Source organism: Streptomyces sp. NPDC107765 (assembly GCF_055657085.1).
Genome location: NZ_JBVKBL010000016.1, coordinates 48,802 through 70,135, shown reverse-complemented (window position 1 = coordinate 70,135; position 21,334 = coordinate 48,802). Strand labels below are relative to the sequence as shown.

Annotated in this window: 17 protein-coding genes; 14 read left to right on the top strand and 3 right to left on the bottom strand. The window is 74.4% G+C overall.

Annotated features, from left to right (window positions below; genetic code table 11):
• Nucleotides 1-58 precede the first annotated feature (58 nt).
• The 3 genes from ACZ7MX_RS31665 (at nucleotide 59) to ACZ7MX_RS31655 (ending at nucleotide 3,735) form a co-directional block, all read left to right on the top strand.
• On the top strand, nucleotides 59-1,282 hold the full coding sequence (locus ACZ7MX_RS31665) for a glycine C-acetyltransferase (RefSeq protein ID WP_472137052.1): 1,224 nt from the start codon (nucleotides 59-61) through the stop codon (nucleotides 1,280-1,282).
• Between the two features lie 38 nt (nucleotides 1,283-1,320).
• Complete coding sequence (locus ACZ7MX_RS31660) at nucleotides 1,321-2,229, top strand: LysR family transcriptional regulator (RefSeq protein ID WP_472137050.1); 909 nt, start codon at nucleotides 1,321-1,323, stop codon at nucleotides 2,227-2,229.
• A 99-nt stretch (nucleotides 2,230-2,328) separates the two neighbouring features.
• On the top strand, nucleotides 2,329-3,735 hold the full coding sequence (locus ACZ7MX_RS31655; RefSeq protein ID WP_472137048.1) for a chloride channel protein: 1,407 nt from the start codon (nucleotides 2,329-2,331) through the stop codon (nucleotides 3,733-3,735).
• 12 nt (nucleotides 3,736-3,747) lie between these two features.
• On the opposite strand, the gene ACZ7MX_RS31650 is transcribed toward ACZ7MX_RS31655, so the two are convergent.
• Entirely contained in the window at nucleotides 3,748-4,776 is a 1,029-nt protein-coding gene (locus tag ACZ7MX_RS31650; RefSeq protein WP_472137046.1) for a PHP domain-containing protein, read from the bottom strand.
• A gap of 770 nt (nucleotides 4,777-5,546) precedes the next feature.
• Between ACZ7MX_RS31650 and ACZ7MX_RS31645 the strand changes: the two genes are divergently transcribed.
• The 8 genes from ACZ7MX_RS31645 to ACZ7MX_RS31610 all read left to right on the top strand — a co-directional run bounded on the left by ACZ7MX_RS31645 (nucleotide 5,547) and on the right by ACZ7MX_RS31610 (nucleotide 15,593).
• Nucleotides 5,547-5,759 (top strand): hypothetical protein, encoded by a 213-nt coding sequence (locus ACZ7MX_RS31645; RefSeq protein ID WP_030800074.1) that lies wholly within the window; start codon nucleotides 5,547-5,549, stop codon nucleotides 5,757-5,759.
• A 202-nt stretch (nucleotides 5,760-5,961) separates the two neighbouring features.
• On the top strand, nucleotides 5,962-6,768 hold the full coding sequence (locus ACZ7MX_RS31640; RefSeq protein ID WP_472137045.1) for a hypothetical protein: 807 nt from the start codon (nucleotides 5,962-5,964) through the stop codon (nucleotides 6,766-6,768).
• Entirely contained in the window at nucleotides 6,765-9,047 is a 2,283-nt protein-coding gene (locus ACZ7MX_RS31635; RefSeq protein WP_472137043.1) for an NHLP family bacteriocin export ABC transporter peptidase/permease/ATPase subunit, read from the top strand. Before ACZ7MX_RS31640 ends, ACZ7MX_RS31635 begins: the two co-directional genes overlap by 4 nt.
• Before the next feature lies 1 nt (nucleotide 9,048).
• Nucleotides 9,049-11,931, top strand: a complete 2,883-nt coding sequence (locus ACZ7MX_RS31630) for an NHLP bacteriocin export ABC transporter permease/ATPase subunit (RefSeq protein ID WP_472137042.1) — start codon at nucleotides 9,049-9,051, stop codon at nucleotides 11,929-11,931.
• Nucleotides 11,932-12,043: 112 nt separating this feature from the next.
• On the top strand, nucleotides 12,044-12,502 hold the full coding sequence (locus tag ACZ7MX_RS31625) for a cyclic nucleotide-binding domain-containing protein (RefSeq protein WP_472137040.1): 459 nt from the start codon (nucleotides 12,044-12,046) through the stop codon (nucleotides 12,500-12,502).
• 156 nt (nucleotides 12,503-12,658) lie between these two features.
• Nucleotides 12,659-13,726, top strand: a complete 1,068-nt coding sequence (locus tag ACZ7MX_RS31620; RefSeq protein WP_472137038.1) for an ABC transporter substrate-binding protein — start codon at nucleotides 12,659-12,661, stop codon at nucleotides 13,724-13,726.
• On the top strand, nucleotides 13,723-14,808 hold the full coding sequence (locus ACZ7MX_RS31615; RefSeq protein ID WP_472137036.1) for a FecCD family ABC transporter permease: 1,086 nt from the start codon (nucleotides 13,723-13,725) through the stop codon (nucleotides 14,806-14,808). Before ACZ7MX_RS31620 ends, ACZ7MX_RS31615 begins: the two co-directional genes overlap by 4 nt.
• Complete coding sequence (locus ACZ7MX_RS31610) at nucleotides 14,805-15,593, top strand: ABC transporter ATP-binding protein (protein ID WP_472137034.1); 789 nt, start codon at nucleotides 14,805-14,807, stop codon at nucleotides 15,591-15,593. Before ACZ7MX_RS31615 ends, ACZ7MX_RS31610 begins: the two co-directional genes overlap by 4 nt.
• A 69-nt stretch (nucleotides 15,594-15,662) precedes the next feature.
• On the opposite strand, the gene ACZ7MX_RS31605 is transcribed toward ACZ7MX_RS31610, so the two are convergent.
• Together ACZ7MX_RS31605 and ACZ7MX_RS31600 are read right to left on the bottom strand one after the other, a co-directional pair.
• Nucleotides 15,663-16,637, bottom strand: coding sequence for an L-tyrosine/L-tryptophan isonitrile synthase family protein (locus tag ACZ7MX_RS31605; protein WP_472137032.1), 975 nt, complete (start codon nucleotides 16,635-16,637; stop codon nucleotides 15,663-15,665).
• Entirely contained in the window at nucleotides 16,631-17,950 is a 1,320-nt protein-coding gene (locus ACZ7MX_RS31600) for a cytochrome P450 family protein (RefSeq protein WP_472137030.1), read from the bottom strand. Before ACZ7MX_RS31600 ends, ACZ7MX_RS31605 begins: the two co-directional genes overlap by 7 nt.
• Nucleotides 17,951-18,219: 269 nt before the next feature.
• Here ACZ7MX_RS31600 and ACZ7MX_RS31595 point away from each other — a divergent pair, with 269 nt between their 5' ends.
• From ACZ7MX_RS31595 to ACZ7MX_RS31585, 3 genes are read left to right on the top strand one after another with little or no spacing between them, the layout of a single operon-like run.
• Nucleotides 18,220-18,501, top strand: coding sequence for a hypothetical protein (locus ACZ7MX_RS31595; RefSeq protein WP_472137028.1), 282 nt, complete (start codon nucleotides 18,220-18,222; stop codon nucleotides 18,499-18,501).
• Nucleotides 18,498-20,801 carry a heavy metal translocating P-type ATPase gene (locus tag ACZ7MX_RS31590; RefSeq protein WP_472137026.1) on the top strand — a complete coding sequence of 768 codons (2,304 nt, stop codon included), beginning with the start codon at nucleotides 18,498-18,500 and terminating at the stop codon, nucleotides 20,799-20,801. Before ACZ7MX_RS31595 ends, ACZ7MX_RS31590 begins: the two co-directional genes overlap by 4 nt.
• A complete protein-coding gene (locus ACZ7MX_RS31585; protein WP_472137024.1) occupies nucleotides 20,798-21,310 on the top strand; it encodes a copper chaperone PCu(A)C in 513 nt (170 codons plus the stop codon). Before ACZ7MX_RS31590 ends, ACZ7MX_RS31585 begins: the two co-directional genes overlap by 4 nt.
• Nucleotides 21,311-21,334: the final 24 nt, after the last annotated feature.

Here is a 21,334-nt window from a genome sequence, read left to right as displayed (position 1 = left end):
CGGCCGGACCGCGCCCGCCCCGCCCCGTCACCACCCCCACCCTCCTGGAGAACCCCTGATGTTCCACTCCGTACGCGACGAACTGCGCGGCACCCTCGACGAGATCGTCGCCGCCGGCCTGCACAAGCCCGAGCGGGTCATCGGCACGCCCCAGTCGGCGACCGTCGGCGTCACCGCCGGAGGCAACCCCGGCGAGGTCCTCAACTTCTGCGCCAACAACTACCTCGGTCTCGCCGACCACCCCGAGGTCGTCGCGGCCGCCCACCAGGCGCTGGACCGCTGGGGCTACGGCATGGCGTCGGTCCGCTTCATCTGCGGCACGCAGGAGGTGCACAAGGAGCTGGAGGCGCGGCTGTCCGCCTTCCTCGGCCAGGAGGACACCATCCTGTACTCCTCCTGCTTCGACGCCAACGGCGGCGTCTTCGAGACCCTGCTCGGCCCGGACGACGCGGTCATCTCCGACGCCCTCAACCACGCCTCCATCATCGACGGCATCCGGCTGTGCAAGGCCCGCCGCTTCCGCTACGCCAACCGTGATCTGGCCGACCTGGAACGGCAGTTGAAGGAGGCCACCGAGGGCGGCGCGGGCCGCAAGCTGATCGTCACCGACGGCGTGTTCTCCATGGACGGCTATGTGGCGCCGCTGCGCGAGATCTGCGACCTGGCCGACGCCTACGACGCGATGGTGATGGTCGACGACTCGCACGCGGTCGGCTTCGTCGGCGCCGGCGGCCGCGGCACCCCCGAACTCCACGGGGTCATGGACCGCGTCGACATCATCACCGGCACCCTCGGCAAGGCGCTGGGCGGCGCCTCCGGAGGCTATGTCGCGGCCCGCGCGGAGATCGTCGCCCTGCTGCGCCAGCGCTCGCGGCCGTACCTCTTCTCCAACTCGCTCGCCCCGGTGATCGCCGCGGCCTCGCTCACGGTGCTCGACCTGCTGGAGTCGGCCGGTGACCTGCGCGAGCGGCTGCACGCCAACACCGCGCTGTTCCGCTCCCGGATGACCGAGGAGGGCTTCGACGTCCTCCCCGGCGACCACGCCATCGCCCCCGTCATGATCGGCGACGCGGCCCGGGCGGCCCGGCTGGCGGAGCTGTTGCTGGAGCGCGGGGTGTACGTGATCGGCTTCTCGTACCCGGTCGTGCCGCAGGGCCAGGCCCGGATCCGCGTCCAGCTGTCCGCCGCGCACTCCACCGAGGACGTCAACCGTGCGGTGGACGCATTCGTAGCGGCGCGAGCCGCGCTGGACGCCGAGGCGGCGGCCGCCACCGGGGAGTGACCCGGGCCGGTCCCCCGGCATCCTGGGACACTGGGAACATGATCGAAGCACGCCGGCTGCACATCCTCCGTGCGGTGGCCGACCACCGCACGGTCACCGCCGCGGCCGCCGCGCTCTACCTCACGCCCTCGGCGGTGTCCCAGCAACTGGCCGCGCTGGAGCAGGAGACCGGCCACCGCCTGGTCGAGCGCAGCGCCCGCGGCGTCCGGCTGACCCCCGCGGGCGACATCCTGCTCAGCCACGCCAACGCCGTCCTCGCCCAGCTGGAGCGCGCCGAGTCCGAACTCGCCGCGTACGGCTCGGGCGAGGCCGGCACGGTCACCGTCGCGTCCTTCGCCACCGGCATCGGCCTGGTCGTCGCGCCCGCGCTGACCGCGCTGGCCGGCTGCGCACCGGGCATACGGGTCCGCGTCCAGGACGCCGAGGGCGACGCCAGCCTGCGGATGGTCCTCGACCGGCAGGTCGACGTCGCGGTGGCCGTCGAATACCGCGGCGCCCCCCGCGCGGACGATCCCCGGCTCACCCGGGTCCCGCTCTACGCCGAACCCTTCGACGCGGTCCTCCCGCCCGGCCACCGCCTCGCCGAGGCCGACCGGGTCGCCGTCGCCGACCTCGCCGGCGACCGGTGGATCGGCCCCTACCCCGGCAACCCCTGCCATGACGTGGTCGTCCTGGCCTGCGAGTACGCCGGTTTCCAGCCCCGGCTGGAACACTCCTCCGACGACTTCCGGGCGGTGGTCGCGCTCGCCTCGGCCGCGGCCGGGGTGGCGCTCGTGCCCCGCTCGGCGCTGCGCGACATGGACCTGACCGGCGTCGTCGTCCGCCCCCTCGACGATGTCGCGCCCACCCGCCGGGTCTTCGCCGCGGTACGCCGCGGGGCCGAGGACCACCCCCTGTTCCGCCCCGTCCTGACCGCGCTCCAGGAGGCGGCGGCCGCGCAGGGCTGACCGGCGTTCGGGTGCTTCGGGCTGCCACGGACGGCGTCCTTCCGGGCCGCCCGGCCCGGCCGTGGCAGGCTCGTCCCGCTGCGGCGAGGAGGCGAGGCGATGTCGGTCGGCCCCACCGGCCAGAGCGGTTCCACCGGCCCTGGCGCCCCCACCGGCCCGGACGGCACACCGCCGGCCGCCGCGCCCCCCGACCCCTACGCACCGGTGCGCACCCGCGGCTATCCGAAGCTGCTGCTGACCGCGGCGGTGATCGGGTTCCCGGTCTGCCTGGTCGCGTTCGGCTTCCTCGCCGTCGTCCACGCCCTGGAACCGCTGCTCTACGACGATCTGCCGCGGGCGCTGGGCTTCGCCGGCACGCCGCTGTGGTGGCCGCTGCCGCTGCTCGCCGTCGCCGGGCTGGTGACGGGGCTGGCCGTCCGCCACCTGCCCGGCAACGGCGGCCACGAACCGGCCGACGGACTGGCGCTCGGCGGCCCGCCCGCGCTGTCCGCACTGCCCGGCGTCGCGCTCGCCGCCCTGGCCTCGCTCGCCTTCGGCGCGGTGCTCGGCCCGGAGGCACCGCTGATCGCCCTGGGCGGCGGGCTGGCCGCGGGCGCCGTCCGGCTGACCGGGCGGCCGGCGGACACCGGGAGGGTGACCGCGGTGGGCGCGGCCGGCAGCTTCGCCGCGATCAGCGCGCTGCTCGGTTCCCCGCTGCTGGGCGCGTTCCTGCTGATGGAGGTCTCCGGGCTGGCCGGGCCGGCCGGCCCGGCCCTGGGCGTGATGCTGGTGCCCGGCCTGCTCGCGTCGGGCATCGGGGCGCTGGTCTTCACCGGCCTGGGGGACTGGACCGGGCTCGGCACGTACTCCCTCGCGCTGCACGACGTCCCCCGGGCCGCCGGGCCCACCGCCTCGGAGTTCGGCTGGGCCCTGGTCCTCGGCGTGGCCGCGGCGTTCGCCGGCACCGGTGTCCGGCGGCTGGCGCAGTGGCTCAAGGAGCGGGTGGCCCGCCACCGGGTGCCGGCCACGGTGCTGATGGGACTGGTGGTGGGCGCGCTGGCGGTGGGCTTCTCCGCCGCCACCGGCAAGCCCGCCCGAGAGCTGCTCTTCTCCGGCCAGTCGGCGCTGGGGACGCTGTTCCACGACAGCGCCGGATACTCGATGGCGGCGCTGCTGCTGCTCCTCGTGGGCAAGGGCCTGGCGTACTGCGTGTCGCTGAGCGCCTTCCGGGGCGGGCCGATCTTCCCGGCGCTGTTCCTGGGCGCGGCCGGCGGGGTGGTGCTGTCGCACCTGCCGGGCCTGTCGCTCACCCCGGCGTTCGCGATGGGCGTCGGGGCGCTGGCGGTGGCCGTGCTCCGGCTCCCGATGACGTCGGTGCTGATGGCGACGCTGCTGATGGGCCGCAGCGGCCTCACCGTGATGCCGCTGGTGATCGTCGCCGTCGTGGTCGGTTACGTGGTGACGCTGCGGCTCACCCCGGCCCCCGCCGCGCCCGGCCGCACCGCCCCGGCGCCGTCGGCGGCCTGAGGGGCGGGTCGTTCAGCGCGGGGTGCGTCCGGTGGCCGTCCAGGTGGCCAACTGGCGCTCCGTCCAGGTGTTGATGACCCGGTCCGCCGGTACGCCGCACTCCTCGGCGCGGGCGCAGCCGTAGATCTGCCAGTCCAGCTGGCCCGGGGCGTGCGCGTCGGTGTCGATGGAGAACAGCGTCCCGGCCGCAACTGCTCGGCGCAGCAGCCGGCGCGGCGGATCCAGGCGCTCGGGGCGGCAGTTGATCTCCACCGCGGTGCGGTGTTCGGCGCAGGCCGCGAAGACCTCGTCGGCGTCGAACTCCGACTCCGGGCGGCCCCGCCCGGTCACCAGCCGTCCGGTGCAGTGCCCGAGGACGTCCACCAGGGGATTGCGTACCGCGGCCACCATCCGCCGGGTCATCGGCGCCCGGTCCATCCGGAGCTTGGAGTGCACCGAGGCCACCACCACGTCGAGCCGCTCCAGCAGCTCCGGTTCCTGGTCCAGGGAGCCGTCGTCGAGGATGTCGCACTCGATCCCGGTCAGCAGCCGGAACGGCGCCAGCTGCGCGTTCACCTCCGCCACCAGCTCCAGCTGCTCCCGCAGCCGTTGGGGGGACAGCCCGCGGGCGACGGTGAGCCGGGGGGAGTGGTCGGTCAGCACGCACCACTCGTGCCCCAGGTCGCGGGCGGCCCGGGCCATCACGTCCACCGGGCTGCCGCCGTCCGACCAGTCGGAGTGCAGATGGCAGTCGCCGCGCAGGGCCCGCCGGAGCCGCTGCCCCTGGTCCCCCTCGACCAGCGGCGCGCCGGCCTCGTCCTCCAGATGCGCCAGATAGGTGGGCCGCACGCCCGCCAGTGCCTCTTCGACCACCCGGGTGGTCTTGGGCCCCAGCCCCTTGAGGCGGACCAGCGTGCCCTGCCGCGCCCGCTCGCGCAGTTCGTCGTCCGACAGCGCGCCGAGGGCGGCCGCCGCCCCGCGGAACGCCTGCACCCGGTAGGTCGCCGCGCCCTGCCGTTCCAGCAGGAACGCGATCCGCTCCAGCGCGTCGACGGGCTCCACGTACGGCTCCTTCCGGGTGCGCCGGTCCCCGCGGGTCCCTTTCACCGTGCCGCAACCGGACACCGGCTGCCACCGGGCCCGCCGGCCGGGCCGCCGCCCGGTACGGCGGTAAATCGCCCATTCCCGCCGAGTCGTCATGGCGTGCCGTTATGCGGTTATGTCCGTTCTCGGGGTGGTCGATCCGATTCCATGGGAATGCTGTACGGATAGTGCCGAAGAATCCGTGCAAGGTGTTCAACGGGCTCGATACCACCCCCGTAACTCCGGGTAAATCGGGCGCCGTTAAAGCTTGCGCAACATTCGGTGGAGGGCTCCTCGGGTGCTTGCCGGAGTTCTGCGGGCACCCGCCGAGCGGTGCCGTAAAAACTGTGTGTCTCCAAGGAATCTGCACACCGCTTGCGCAGCCGGCACACCCCCTCCCGTCGTCCTCCCCGGCGCTGACCTGCGCGTAAGCGGTTTGATGGGGGAATGTCCCGTTCGCCTGACGGGTCGTCGACAGGCTGCGGGAACGCAAACCGAAGAGGTTGTGAAGAAGCTGCCACTAATTCATGGACATGCGTCCACGTCAGGTAATTGAGAGGTTCGAAGCGGTCCGGATCGGCCGTAGTCCGATTAGCAGCACAACCCGCCTGCATGCTTTGATCCTTCGCACTGCGGAAGTCGCACAGAGGTTCTCGATTTCGAGGGCCCGGCGACCGCTGCCGCGGCCGGACCGCCCTGCGGACGGCTCGGTCGCAGCTATTTGAGATATGCATTCGAAAGGAATCATCATGCGCGAGATTCAGACCCAGGAAATCGCCGACAGCGAGCTCGACAACGTGGCCGGTGGCCTCGTCGGCAGCCTGGCCGGCACCGCCACCTCCACCGTTGACGGCGCCACCGGCCTCAACGTCGGCGGCACCCTGGGCACCGTCACCGGCACCGTCGAGGGTCTGACCGGCGTCAACACCGGCCAGGTCACGGGCCTCGTCGCCGGTCTCTGAGGACCGAACGGCAGGTCGGCGTCCCCTCCTTGCCGACATGCCGGCCGGATGCCCCGGAACCGCCAGGCCTTCGCCGGGTTCCGGGGCACCCGGCTGCCGAGCCCCGGACCGGACACCGTACGCTCGGCCCCACCGCGGCGGCCCCGACGGGCGCCGTGTCCGTTACGTCCTGGCAGTCCTTTGCAGTTGAGGGAAGAGTGTCGTGCAGTTCCGCCAACAGGCCCTTTCCAAGCTGCAGTCGCCCGAGGAAATCGATCTGCCGGTGCGCTTCGCCCGGCCACAAGGACTGCTCGTCCTGATCGTCACGGTCCTCTGCCTGCTCGCCGCCGCCGTATGGGCGGTGACCGGCACCGTCTCCTCCACCCTCACCGCACCCGGCATCCTCACCCACGGCCAGGGCGCTTACGTCCTGCAGAGCCCCGTGGCGGGACAGGTCACCGCCGTACTCGCCCAAGAAGGCCGCCAGGTGGCCGCGGGCGCCCCGGTCCTCAAGGTCCGCACCGCCCGGGGCACCGCCGTCGTCCGCGCGATCGCCGCCGGCCGGCTGACCTCGATGGTCGCCACCATCGGCTCGGTCGTCACCACGGGCGCGGACGTCGCCTCCGTCGAACGCGTGGCACACGCCGGGGACCCCCTGACGGCGACGCTCTACGTACCCGCCGAGAACGGCGCCTCCGTCCCCGTCGGCGCCTCCGTCGACCTCACCGTCCAGTCCGTGCCGAACCAGCAGTACGGCGTGCTGCGCGGCCGGGTCAAAGCCGTCGGCCGGACCGCCCAGACCCGCCAGCAGATCGGCGCCTACCTGGGCAGCAGCCAGCTCGGCGAGCAGTTCTCCAAAGCCGGCCCGCCGGTCGCCGTCCTGGTCCAGCTCGACCGCGCGCCCCGGAACAGGTCCGGCTACGCCTGGTCCACCTCCGACGGCCCGCCCTACACCGTCGACTCCATGACGCTGGCCAGCGGCGCCGTCCACCTCGCCGCGCAGCACCCGATCGATTGGCTGCTGCCGTGACCGCATCCCAGGACTCCGCACCCCCGCAGGACCGGCTGCCGCCGCCCGGCCGCGGCCGGCACCGCCCCGAGCCCGCCCCCGGCGCCCGCCGCCGCCGCGCCGCCCCGCCCCCGCCGCCCAAGAAGGTCAAGGCCGTCCGCACCCCCACCGTCCTCCAGATGGAGGCCGTGGAATGCGGCGCCGCCTCCCTGGCGATGGTGCTCGCCCACTACGGACGACACGTCCCCCTGGAGGAGCTGCGGATCGCCTGCGGCGTCTCCCGCGACGGCTCCCGCGCCAGCAACCTGCTCAAGGCCGCCCGCAGTTACGGCCTTACGGCCAAGGGCATGCAGATGGAAACCGCCGCGCTCGCCGAGGTCCAGGCCCCGGCCATCCTCTTCTGGGAGTTCAACCACTACGTCGTCTACGACGGCATGGGCCGCCGGATGGGCCGCCGCGGCGTGCACATCAACGACCCCGACAAGGGCCGCCGCTTCGTGCCCACGGAGGACTTCGACACCAGCTTCACCGGCGTCGCCCTGGTCTTCGAACCGTCCGAATCCTTCCGCAAGGGCGGCCGCAAGCCCGGCGTCCTCGGCGCCGTGCCCGCCCGGATGCGCGGCACCACCGGCACCCTGCTCGCCGCCCTCCTCGCCAGCCTGCTGCTGGTCGCGGTCGGCGCCGCGGTGCCCGCGCTCAGCCGCACGTACATCGACATGTTCCTGATCGGCAACCAGACCTCGCTGCTGGGGCCGCTCTTCGCGTCGATGGCCGCGATGGTCGCGCTCACCGCCGTCCTCACCGGACTGCAACAGGCCAACCTGCTGCGCGGCCGGATCATCTCCTCCACCCTCACCAGCGCCCGCTTCCTGCGCCATCTGCTCCGGCTCCCGGTCACCTTCTTCGCCCAGCGCAGCCCGGCCGACCTGGTCCAGCGCCTGCAGTCCAACGACGCGGTCGCCGAAACCCTCGCCCGGGACCTCGCCGCCGCCGGCGTGGACGGCATCGTCGTCGTCCTCTACGCCCTGCTGCTGTGGACCTACGACCCCCAGCTCACCGTCATCGGCGTCGGCATCGCCCTGCTCAACGTCGTCGCCATGCGGATCGTGATCCGGCTGCGCGCCACCCACACCGCCAAACTCCGCGCCGACACCGCCCGGCTCACCAACACCGCCTACACCGGCCTGCAGCTCATCGAGACCATGAAGGCCACCGGCGGGGAGAACGGCTACTTCCGCCGCTGGGCCGGCCAGCACGCCGCCACCCTGGAGGAACAGCAGCGGCTCGGCGTCCCCAGCGCCTGGCTGGCCGTCGTCGCGCCCACCCTCGCCACCCTCAACAGCGCCCTGATCCTCTGGATCGGCGGACTGCGGGCCGTCGAGGGCCACATCTCCATCGGCCTGCTGGTCGCCTTCCAGGCACTGGTCACCCGCTTCACCGCGCCCATCACCCGGCTCAACGGCGTCGCCGGCCGCATCCAGGACTTCGCCGCCGACGTGGCCCGCCTCAAGGACGTCGAGTCCTTCCCCGCCGACAGCCTCTACACCCGGCCCGGCCCGGACGGCGACACCCGCCGGCTCAAGGGCCACGTGACGCTGGAGAACATCACCTTCGGCTACAGCCCCCTGGACAAACCGCTGCTCACCGGCTTCTCCCTGGCCGTCGGCCCGGGCCGCCAGGTCGCCCTGGTCGGCGGCTCCGGCAGCGGCAAGTCCACCGTCTCGCGGCTGATATCCGGCCTCTACAGCCCCTGGGAAGGCACCATCCGCATCGACGGACAGCGCCTGGAGGACCTCTCCCGCAGCGCGCTCGCCGGCTCCGTCTCCTTCGTCGACCAGGACATCTTCCTCTTCGAGGGAACGGTCCGGGACAACGTGGCGCTGTGGGACCCCTCCATCCCCGACGACGCCGTCATCACCGCCCTCAAGGACGCCGCCCTCTACGACGACGTCATCGCCCGCCGCCCGGACGGCATCCACAGCCGGGTCGAGCAGGACGGCCGCAACTTCTCCGGCGGCCAGCGGCAGCGCCTGGAGATCGCCCGCGCCCTGGTCCGGCGCCCCAGCATCCTCGTCCTCGACGAGGTCACCAGCGCCCTCGACGCGCAGACCGAACAGATCATCATGGACAACCTGCGGCGGCGCGGCTGCGCCTGCGTCGTCATCGCCCACCGGCTCAGCACCGTCCGCGACAGCGACGAGATCGTCGTCCTCGACCACGGCGTGGTCGTCGAACGCGGCCGGCACGAGGACCTGGTCGCCGCCGGAGGCGCGTACGCCGAGCTGGTCAAGGAGCACTGAGGTGTCAGCCCTGCCCCCGTTCCCGCACGCGGGACCCGGCGAGACCGACGCGGTGACGCAGGCCCTGGGCGGCCTGGGCACGCACGTCGACTGCACCGGTCTGCGCAGCGTCCCCCTCGAAGGGCCGCACGTGCTGTGGCTGGTCACCGCCGGCGCGCTCGACCTGTTCGCGGTCGACGCCGCGGCGGAGGGCCACTGGCACTTCCTCGGGCGCCTCGAACCCGGCGCCCTGCTCCTCGGCCCGGTCGACGGCCCCCAGCACACCCTGCTCGGCCGCCCCTCGCAGGACTGCGCGGTGCGCCGGATCCCGCTGCGCGAGCTGCCCCGCTGGGACTACGGCGGGTACGGCGAGCAGACCGACACCGGCGCCCAGCCCCTGTACGGCGCGCCCGGTGGCTACGGCCACCCCGCGGCGTACGGCCCGCTGGAGCACGCCTTCGCGCTGGGCACCGCCCGCAGCCTGGGCGTGCTCTTCGAGGCCCCGCTGGACGGCCGGCCCGGCGACGAGGCGGTGGCCGACGACGACGTCCTCTGGATGCCGGTCCCGCCCGGCAGCGTCCAGTACGGCGCCTCCTACAGCGCGGAGGCCGCCGCCGACCTGCTCGTCGACCCCGAACTGTGGCAGCGGATGGTCAACCAGCAGTACCGGCTGCTGTCCGCCGTCGACCGCTGGATCGAGCAGCTGGAGCGCGCCCACGAGGACCGTACGGCGGCCGGCATCAAGGCCGGGGAGGCCGTCCGCGAACGCGCCGACCAGGCGCTGCTGGCCTCCATCGGCCGCCAGGACCGCGCCGGCCGGGGCGGCGCCGGGACGGACCGGGCCGGCGACGACACCACCTTCGCGGTCTGCCGCACGGTCGCCGAGGCCGCCGGGATCACCCTCACCGAACCCCCCAGGGGCGGCGCCGTCAACGACCGCATCAGCCCCGTCGAACGGATCGCGGTCAGCTCCCGGGTCCGCACCCGCGCGGTCCGGCTCACCGGCACCTGGTGGCGGACCGACACCGGCCCGCTGGTCGGCCACCGCGCCAAGTCCGGCGCCCCCGTGGCGCTGCTGTGGCGCCGCGGACGCTACGAGGCGGTCAACCCCGTCTCCGGCCTGCGGATGCGGATCGGCAAGGACAACGCCGACGAGTTCGAGGCCCGCGCCGTGATGTTCTACCGCCCGCTGCCCGAGCGGCCGATGACCATGTGGCGGCTGATGCGCTTCAGCCTGCGCGGCACCCGCACCGACGTCCGCAACCTGGCCCTCAGCGGACTGGTGACGGTCGCCCTCGGCGCCCTCGTCCCGATCGCGACCGGCAAGGTCCTCGGGGTGTACGTCCCCGCCGCCGACAAGGGCCTGATCGTGCAGGTGGCGCTGGCCGTCATCATCAGCAGCGTGGTCTCCGCCGCCTTCATGCTGCTGCAGAGCCTCACCGTGCTGCGCCTGGAGGGCCGCATCGAGAGCGCGCTGCAACCGGCCGTCTGGGACCGGCTGCTGCGGCTGCCGACCAAGTTCTTCACCGAACGCTCCACCGGCGAACTGGCCAGCGCCGCGATGGGCATCAGCGCCATCCGCCGGGTGCTGTCCGGCATCGGCCCGGTGGCCGTGCAGTCCACCACCATCGGCGCGATGAACCTCGTCCTGCTCCTCGTCTACAGCGTGCCGCTGGCGCTCGCCGCGCTCGGCATGCTGCTCGTCATCGGAGCGGTGTTCCTCACCATGGGGCTGTGGGAGCTGCGCTGGCAACGGCGGCTGATCAAGCTGTCCAACAAGCTCAACAACCAGGCGTTCCAGACCCTGCGCGGACTGCCCAAGCTGCGGGTCGCCGCGGCCGAGAGCTTCGCCTACGCCGCCTGGGCCCGGGAGTTCGCCCGGTCCCGGGAGCTCCAGCAGAAGGCCGGCCGGATCAAGAACCTCACCACCGTCCTCAACGCCGTCTACCTGCCGCTGTGCTCGCTGACCCTGTTCATGCTGCTGGCCGGCCCGGCCCGCGGCACCATGTCGGCCGGCTCGTTCCTCACCTTCAACACCTCGGTCACCATGCTGCTGACCTCGGTCACCCAGATCACCGGCGCCTTCGTCTCGGCCGCCGCCGCCCTGCCGATGTTCGAAGAGATCAGGCCGGTGCTGGACGAGGCACCCGAGGTACGCGGCGCCAGCGCCCAGCCCGGCACCCTCACCGGCGCCCTCGAGGCCAAGAAGCTCTCCTTCCGCTACACCGACGACGGCCCGCTGGTCCTCGACGACATCTCCTTCCAGGTCCGCCCCGGCGAATTCGTCGCCGTCGTCGGCCCCAGCGGCTGCGGCAAGTCCACCCTGCTGCGGCTGCTGATCGGCTTCGACAGACCCACCTCCGGCAGCGTCCTCTACGACGGCCAGGACCTCGGCGCCCTGGACCAGGCCGCGGTCCGCCGCCAGTGCGGCGTCGTCCTGCAGAACGCCCAGCCGCTCACCGGCTCCATCCTCGACTGCATCTGCGGCGCCGAGTCCTTCACCCAGGAGGAGGCCTGGGCGGCCGCCGAGATGGCGGGCCTGGCCGAGGACATCAAGCGGATGCCGATGGGTCTGCACACCATGATCTCCGGCGGCGGCGCGATATCCGGCGGACAGCGGCAGCGCCTGATGATCGCCCAGGCCCTGGTCCGGCGGCCGCGGATCCTCTTCTTCGACGAGGCCACCAGCGCCCTGGACAACGAGACCCAGCGCATCGTCATCGACAGCACCCGCAAGCTCAGCGCCAGCCGCCTGGTGATCGCTCACCGGCTCTCCACCGTCATGGACGCCGACCGGGTGATCGTCATGGCGGACGGCCGGATCGTCGAGCAGGGCGCCCCGGCCGAACTCCTCGCCGACACCGGCGGCCATCTGCACGACCTGGTGCGCCGCCAGCTGACCTGACCCGACCCGGGACCGCACCGCCCGTCCGGGAACGGCCGCACCGCCGGACGAGCCGTTCCCGCTCTCCCCGCCGTCCACCGCATATCGTGCCAGGCACCGGACGGAGGATGAGATGGCCACGGCGCGCAACCTGTTCGACGCGATGCCCCCCGAGCAGCGGCGGATGCTGACCGAGCTCGCCCGCGAGGTGGCGCTGCCGCGCGCCACCCGGCTCTTCGAGGAGGGCCGGCGGGCGGACCGGTTCTGGATCGTCCGCAGCGGCCAGGTCGCGCTCGACCAGCACGTCCCCGGCCGCCAGCCGGCCGTCGTGGAAACCCTCGGCAGGGACGAACTGCTCGGCTGGTCCTGGCTGTTCCCGCCCTACCTGTGGCACCTCGGGGCGCGGACCGTCGGCCCGGTGGAGGCGGTCGAGTTCGACGCCCGGGCGGTCCGCGAGCTGTGCGACCGCGACCCGGTCCTCGGCCGCGCGGTGTACCGCTACGTCGCCGAGACCCTCTCCCGCCGGCTGCACGGCACCCGCACCCGGCTGCTCGACCTCTACGGCCCCCAGGGCAGCGGCTTCGACGACTGACCGGGCCGGGCCGCGCCCCAAGCACCCACCCGGCCCACGCGAAAAGCACCCCGCGCCCGGAACCGCACCCCGAAACCGGCCGACTACCTGTGCCGGGCCGTGTCCACGGCCCCCCGGCCGGGCGGACCGGCCGCGGAAGCGTAGGGGAGAAGCACCATGCGTCCTGGGAAGTTGTGCGGTCTGGCCGTGGTGGTGGCACTGACCGCCACCGCGTGCGCCGGCGGGGGAGCGGACACCGGCCCGGACACCGCCGGCCGCGGCGGCGCCGGATTCCCGGTGCGGATCGCCGACTGCAAGGGCACCAGGACCACCTTCACCGCTCCGCCGCGCAGAATCGTCACCAGCAACGCCGCCGCCCTGGAGATGCTGCTCCGGCTGGGCGCCGGCGACCGCGTCATCGGCACCGGCTTCCCCCCGGGCAAGGGCACCCTGCCCGCGGACCTCGACGCCCGCGCCCGCAAGGTGCCCGTCCTCGGCAAGCACCTCATCCCCAAGGAGAAACTGCTCGGCTCGGGAGCCGACCTCTACATCGACACCTTCGCCTCGATGGGCCACATGGGCGGCGCCGGTGACGCACCCACCGACGACGAGTTCGCGGCGGCCGGCATCAAGCACCTCTACCTCGCCTCCACCGCCTGCGCTCCCCTGGCGAAGCAGCCGCAGCGGGACCTGTCCGGGGTGGAGGGCGACATCCGGCGGCTCGGCGCGGTCACCGGTACGGCCGACCGGGCCCGGCAGCTCGTCGCGGGCATGCGCGCCAAGGTCGCCGCCGTGCACAAGGCCGTCGGCACCGTCCCCGAGCGGCAGCGGCCGACGTACTTCTTCTTCGACTACGACGCCGGCACCAAACAGCCCCTCGCGGTCTGCCGCAAGCAGGTCGCCCACGCCGTCCTCACCCAGGCCGGCGCACGCAACGTCTTCGCCGGCTGCGACGGCGACTTCCGGCCCGTCTCCTGGGAGGACGTGGTCGCCAAGGACCCGGACTGGATCCAGCTCGGGGTGCGCAACCGGGGCGACGCCGCGGCCACCGCCCGCGCCTTCGACGACGCGGCGGCGTTCCTGAAGAGCTTCCCCGCCACCAAGGGACTGACCGCGGTCAGGAAGGGGCACTTCCTGCGGATCGGTTCGGAGCGCACCACGATCGCCGGGGTCGGCACCGCCGACACGGTCGAGGAGATCGCGCACACGCTCTACCCGGAACGCTTCGAGGGGGCCCGCCGGTGACACCCGTCCTCGCCGACGCCCCCGGCCGGACGGAAGCGGACGACCGTGGCGCGCGCCGGACCCCGCGCGCCGGGCTGCTCGCCCTCCTCCTGGGCGCCGCGCTGCTGGCGGCCCTGACCGCCGCGGTCTCCGTCGGCGCCACCGCCATCCCGCCCGCGGAGGTCTGGTCGGTCGTCCTGCGACGCCTGGGCGGCGCGCCGCCCCGACCGGGCACCGACGACCTCATCGTCTGGCAACTCCGCGTCCCCCGTGCCCTGTTGGCCGCCCTGGTGGGCGCCGGCCTCGGTCTGGTGGGAACCGCGACCCAGGCGCTGGTCCGCAACCCGCTGGCCGACCCGTACCTGCTGGGCATCTCCCACGGCGCCTCGCTCGGCGCGGTCGCCGCGATCGTGCTGGGCGCGAGCACCGGCGGACTGCTCGGCCTGGGGCTGTCCGCGGCCGCCTTCACCGGCGCACTGGCCGCGTTCGCGCTGGTGTGGTGCCTGACCCGGCGCGGCGGCGGCTTCTCGCCGCTGCGGCTGGTGCTGGCCGGCGTGGGCGTCGGCCAGTTCCTCTCCGGATTCACCAGCTACCTGGTCCTGCAGGCCGGCGACGAGCAGCAGACCCGCAGCGTGCTGTTCTGGCTGATGGGCAGCCTCAGCGGGGCCACCTGGAGCCTGCTGGGGCTGCCGCTGCTCGCCGTCGCGGCCGGACTGCTGGCCCTCCAGGCCCGGGCCCGCGCCATGAACGCCCTGCTCATGGGTGACGAGACCGCCGCCGGCGTGGGCGTGCCGGTGACCCGGCTGCGCCGCGAACTGTTCGTGGTCACCAGCCTGCTGACCGGCGTCCTGGTCGCGGTCTCCGGCGCCGTCGGCTTCGTCGGCCTGATGGTGCCGCACCTGTGCCGGCTGGTCATCGGCGGCGACCACCGCCGGCTGCTGCCGCTGTCCGCGCTGACCGGGGCGCTGCTGCTGGTCGTCGTGGACCTGGTGTGCCGTACGGCCATGGACACCCAGGAACTGCCGGTCGGGGTGGTCACCGCACTGATCGGCGCGCCCGCCCTGCTGTTCGTGCTGGACCGGCGGACGGCGGCCGACCGGTGAACGTCGCGATCGAGGACCTGCACGTCGGCTACGCGGACCACAACGTCGTCGCCGGGGTCCACCTGATGGCCGCCTCCGGCGAGATCGCCGGACTCGTCGGCCCCAACGGCAGCGGCAAGTCCACCGTCCTGCGGACCGTCTACCGCCATCTGCGGCCCACCGCCGGACGCGTCCTGCTGGCCGGCACCGACCTGCGCACACTCACGCCCGGCCAGACCGCACGGCAGGTCGCCGCGCTGCCCCAGGAACGCGGCAGCGACTTCGAACTGACCGTCCGCGAGGTCGTGATGATGGGACGGACACCCTACAAACGGGCCTTCGCCGCGGACGACGGCGAGGACCGGGAACGGGTGGCGCACGCGCTGGCCGCCGTCGGACTCGCCGGACAGCAGGCCCGAAGGTTCTCCGCCCTCTCCGGCGGCGAACGCCAACGCGCCCTGCTGGCCCGCGCGTTCGCCCAGGACCCGGAGGTGCTGGTGCTGGACGAACCCACCAACCACCTCGACATCCGCCACCAGGTCGAACTGCTCACCCTGCTGCGCGACCGCCGCCGCACCACGCTGATCTCCCTGCACGACCTCAATGCCGCCGCCTCCCTCTGCGACCGGCTGCACGTGCTGCACGGCGGCCGGGTGGTGGCCTCCGGCACCCCGCGCGAGGTGCTCACCCCGGACCTGCTGGCCGAGGTCTTCGGCGTACGCGCCGCGGTGACCGAACACCCCCTCACCGGCGACCTGTTGATCGCCTACGACCACCGCGCGCCGCTGCCCGCGGAGCACGGCTGACGGGCGGCGGCGCCGACGGCAGGGGCGGCCGACGGGGGAGGGTGGCCCTCGACCGCCCTCCCCTCGTTCTCACCCCGCCGCCACGAAGTGGCTCGGCCGGCCGTCCCGCAGCACCGGCCGGCCGAGCCGCTCGGCCTCCGCCCGGTGCCGCAACTCCCGCCTGCCGTCCGGGTGTTCCAGCACGCACGAGTGCCAGGGCGTCAGCCAGACGTCCGGCGCCGCCAGCAGCCGGATCCCGAACTTCGCCGAGCCGCGCGGCTGCGGATGGATCGAGAGCCGCACCGCCCCCGGGTGATGGCGGGCGACCAGCTCGCCCCAGGCCCGGCTGCGCCGCATCACGCCGTACGCGCGCCGGCGGCAGTCGCGTTGCAGTGCCGAACGGGTGCCGGAGAACGCGGCGGTGTCCTCGAAGAGGAACCGGGTGATGCCCTGGTACAGCCGGCGGGTCGGCTCGTGGCCGCGGGTCTGTGCGCGCAGCGCCTCCAGCGCGGGGGCGTGCCGTTCGTCGACCAGCGCCCGCAGGGCGTCGTACGACAGCCCGGGTCCGTACACCGCCCGCAGGTCGAACACGTCCAGCCGGGTCAGCCCCTCCGCCCGGATCAGGGCGCGCAGCGCGTCGCCGTAGGCGTCGACGGTGCGGTCGGGGACGTGGATGAGGTCGCTGAAGACATGGCCGTCGGAGCAGACGATCACCCGCGCGCCGGGCGGGTGGACGGCCTCGATCCGGGCGCAGAGCCCGTCCAGGAAGCGCAGGGCCAGCCGCTCGCCCTCGTCGGGGAGCGGGCCGAGCACCTTGGCCGGGTTCGGCGACTTGCAGGGGAAGCCCGGGAGCGTGAACACGATCGGCCGGCCCGCCGCCACCGGGCCCATGAGCTGCCGGTGCTGCTCGGGGAACGCCTCCGGCCCGTCCCCGCCCGCGGCGTCCAGCGTCCGCCGGTACGGCAGGAGGACGGCGAGCACCGCCGCGCACACCGCCCCGGGGTCGGCGGGCGGCGGGACGGCGGCGGGACGGGCGGGCAGCAGACCGTCGGGGTGGGTCAGCACGCGGCGGCCGCCCCGTCCGCGAACCGCCCCGAGGTGAACGGGCAACCGCCCCCGGAGACCGCACCGTCGGCGTCCCCGCCGGCGACCTCGCCGGCCCCGTACGCCACCGGCAGCCGGTCGACGCCGCGCGCCAACACCGCCGGAATCCAGGTCAGTTGGTCCTCCGGGGTGGCGAGCCGGAGCCCGGGGAGCCGCCGGAGCAGCGTCTCCAGGGCGATCCGGAGCTCGATCCGGGCGAGCGCGGCACCGGGGCAGAAGTGGATGCCGTGGCCGAAGGCCAGATGCGAACGGGGGGAGCGGTCGAGGTCCAGGCGGTCGGCGTCGGCGAACCGGCGCGGGTCCCGGTTCGCCGCGCACAGCGACACGATGACCGAGTCGCCGGCCGGCACCCGGGTCCCGTGCAGCTCGGCGTCCTCGGCGAAGAACCGCCAGGTCGTCAGCTCGAAGGCGCTGTCGTACCGCAGCAGTTCCTCGACCGCACGCGGCAGCAGCTCCGGACGGGCGGCCAGCTCGGCGAGCTGCCGCGGATGGCGCAGCAGGGCGACCAGGGCCGTGGTGATCTGGTTCGTGACCGGTTCCTGCCCGGCCACCAGCAGCTGGAAGATCATCGAATCCAGCTCGGCCGGCTCGATCCGGCCGTCGTCGCACGCGGCCACCAGCCGGGACAGCAGATCCGTGCCCCGCTCCCGGCGCTTGTGCGCGACCAGGCCGGCGATGTACCGCTGCAGCCCGCGCAGCCGCGCCTCGTACGCCGGCCGGCCCGGGTCCGTGGGCCCCACCGGCTGGACCACCTTCCCCCAGTCCCGGTCGAAGCCGTTCGCCAACTCCTCGGGCAGCCCGATCACTTCGGCGAGCACCTGGAAGGGGAAGCGGGCCGCGAAGGTCTCGACGAGGTCCGTGGTGCCGCTCTCCGGCAGCCCGTCGAGCAGGGCCTCGGCCCGCTCCTGGAAACGGGGCCGGAGCGCCTCGACGCGCGACGGGGCGAAGGTGTCCGTGAGCAGCCGGCGCAGCGCGGTGTGCCGGGGCGGGTCCTGGTGCAGCAGATGCACCTGGAGCTGGGAGTGCTGCGGCTCGGGCATGATCGAGGCGCGGGCCCGCCAGGCCGCGTTGCCCCGGGAGTGGTGCTTTCCCAACCGCGGGTCGGTCAGCGCCTGATGGGCGGCCTCGTACCCGGTGACGAGCCAGGCGCACACCCCGCTGGGGAACCGCACCCGGTGCACCGGGCCGCGCTCCCGCAGCTCGGCGTAGAGCGGATACGGATCTCGGGTGTGGTCCGCCCCGTAGAGCGGGACGGGCTCGGGCAATCTGGACATGGGGGTTCCTCCACGGCACTGACCGGTGACCGCCGTGCGCGAACGGCACGGCGTGGGAGAGGTCGGTCGCCGGGCGCGTCGAGTTCCCGCCGGGCACCGACGAATCCGGCGGAGGCGGGGAGCGGCGGAGGGCGAACGGGGGTGTGCGCAAACCCAGTTAGTCGGCCGGCGACGCCACCGGGTTCCGGTGCCGCCACGGGATGAACCTCACGTGCCAAAGGCCCCCCGATCGGCCGCTTGGCCCCGTGCCCACCTGCCACGATGACGCGATGTCCCGTTCTCCGGCCGACCGCCGTCGGCCCCCGCACCGCACCGCCGCCGCCCGCTTGCTGCCCGCCCGGCCGGTGCTCGGATTCATCGCCCTGCTGGCCGTCCTCTTCGCGCTGTCCTACGCGGCCGGTACGCTCGCCGGCCCGGTCGCCCCGGGCCTGCACCCGGCCGGCGGCCGGCGCGGCGGCGACCAGGCTCCCGCCGAGCACGGGGACATGGGCGGTATGCCCGGGATGGGCGCCCCCGCGCCCCGCCCGCTCCTCGTGGGGGCAGTGCGATGACCGCCCGTACGACCACCCTCACCATCGGCGGGATGACCTGCGCCGCCTGCGTGGGCCGGGTCGAGCGGAAACTCGGCCGGCTGGACGGCGTGGCGGCCTCGGTCAACCTGGCGACCGGCCGGGCCACCGTCCGGCACCCGGAAGCGGTGTCCGTCGACGACCTCATCACCACCGTGGAGGCGGCCGGGTTCACCGCGCAGCCACCGGAACCGGGGGTGCCGCACACCCCGGACGGCGAGCACCGGCCGACGGCGCCGGACGTCGACACCCTCGGCGCCCGCCACCGGCTGCTGGTCACCGCCCTGCTCTCGCTGCCCGTCCTGGTCCTGTCGATGGTCCCCGGCTGGCAGTTCCGGCACTGGCAGTGGCTGTGCTTCGTGCTCGCCGCCCCGGTCGCCGTATGGGGCGCCGCGCCCTTCCACGCCCGTGCGCTGCGCGGACTGCGGCACGGCGCCGCCACCATGGACACCCTGGTCTCGCTCGGTGTCGCCGCGTCCTTCGGCTGGTCGGCGTGGGCGCTGTTCCTCGGCGGGGCGGGCGCGCCCGGCATGACGATGCCCTTCAGCCTGCTGCCCGCCGCGGGTGACGGCAGTGCGCACCTCTACCTCGAAGCCGCCGTCGGCGTACCGCTGTTCGTGCTGGCCGGACGGCACATGGAGGCCAGGGCCCGGCGCGGCACCGGCGCCGCGCTGCGGGCGCTGGCCGAACTCGCCGCCAAGGACGTCGCCGTACGGGTGGCGGGGGAGGAGCGGCGCATCCCGGTCGAGCGGCTGCGGGCCGGCGACCGCTTCCTGGTCCGGCCCGGGGAGCGGGTCGCCACCGACGGCACCGTCGTCGAGGGCAGTTCCGCCCTGGACCTGGCCCTGATCACCGGCGAGAGCCGCCCGGTCGAGGTCGGCCCGGGCTCGGCGGTGGTCGGCGGCGCGGTCAACTCCGGCGGCCTGCTGGAGGTACGGGCCGACGCGGTCGGCGCCGACACCCAGCTCGCCCGGATCACCCGGCTCGTCGAGGACGCCCAGACCGGCAAGACCCGGATCCAGCGGCTGGCCGACGCGGTGGCCGCGGTCTTCGTCCCCGCGGTGCTGACCGTCTCGGTCAGCGTCCTGGGCTTCTGGCTCGGCGCCGGGGCCGAGCCGCAGGCCGCGGTCACCGCCGCGGTCGCCGTCCTCGTCGTGGCCTGCCCGTGCGCCCTGGGCCTGGCCACCCCGACCGCCCTGCTCGCGGCCACCGGCCGCGGCGCCCAGCTCGGCATCCTGGTCCGCGGCCCGCAGGCGCTGGAACGGCTGCGCCGGATCGACACCGTCGTCCTCGACAAGACCGGCACCCTGACCACCGGCCGGATGACCGTCACCGCCGTCACCGCCCGCACCGACGGCCTCGGCCCGGACACCGCGCTGCGGCTGGCGGCCGGCGTCGAACAGGGCTCGGAACACCCGCTGGCCCGCGCGGTCACCACCCGCGCCCGCGACCGGCACCCGGGCCAACCCCTGCCCGCCGTCCGCGAGTTCGCCGCCCTGCCCGGCCACGGCGTACGCGGCACCACGGACGGGCACCGGGTGGAGGTGGCCCGGCCCGGCGACCCGGCCGGGCTGCCGGCCCCGCTCCCGGACGCGGTACGCGACGCCGAGACCGCCGGCCACACCGCCGTCCTGGTCACCGTCGACGGCACCCCCGAGGCCGTCCTCGCGGTCGGCGACGCGCTGCGCCCCGACAGCTACCGCGCCGTCGACCACCTGCGCCGGCTGGGCCTGCGCCCGGTGCTGGCCACCGGCGACCGCGCCGCCACCGCCCGCGCGGTCGCCGGCCACCTCGCCATCACCGAACTGCACGCCGACGTGACGCCCGAGGACAAGGCCGCCCTCGTCACCACCCTCCAGCAGCAGGGCGCCCGGGTCGCGGTGGTCGGTGACGGCGTCAACGACGCGGCCGCGCTGGCCCTGGCCGACCTCGGCATCGCCATGGGCAGCGGCACCGACGCCGCGATCGGCGCCGCGGACGTCACCCTCGTCCGCGAGGACCTCCAGGCCGTCGCCGACGCGGTACGCCTGGCCCGGCGCACCCTGACCACCATCCGGGCCAACCTCGTCTGGGCCTTCGGCTACAACCTGGTCACCGTGCCGCTCGCCGCCGTCGGCCTGCTCAACCCCATGCTCGCCGCCGCCGCGATGTCCGCCAGCTCCCTGCTCGTCGTCGGCAACAGCCTCCGGCTGCGCGCCTGGCAGCCCGGCGCCGGCCCGACCCGGCCGGCCCGCGGCAGCACCGGCCGCCGCCCCACCCGACACCTTACGGAGACCGCATGACACGGCTGCCCGCGGCCACCGTCGTCGTACCGCTGCTCACCTGCCTGGCGACCCTCGGCGCCCTCACCGCCTGGACGGCGGCGGGCCGGGCCGGCACCCCGGCCCGGATGGCGCTCACCGACGGCCGGGTCCTGGTCCCGTCCGGCCCCGAGGCCACCGCCGCGTTCGTCACCGTCCGCAACACCGGCGGCGCGGACGACGTACTGACCGGCGTCACCGGCCCCGAGGGGCACCGGGCGATGCTCGGCCGCTCCCTCGACATCGGCCACAACGCCCGCAGCATGGCCATGGTCCCCACCGCCGCCGTGCCGGCCGGCGGCACCCTGCGGATGACGCCGACCACCCTGGACATCATGATCAGCCCGCCGCCGCGGCTCGCGCCCGGCGACCGGCTCACCCTCACCCTGCACTTCCGCGACAGCCCCCCGCGGACCGTACGGGCCACCGCCGTGCGCCCCGGTGAAATCCGCACGGACGGGGGCCCGGGGACCGGCCGCGCCCGTCCCTGAGCCCCCTCGGCGTGGCGGGCGCGG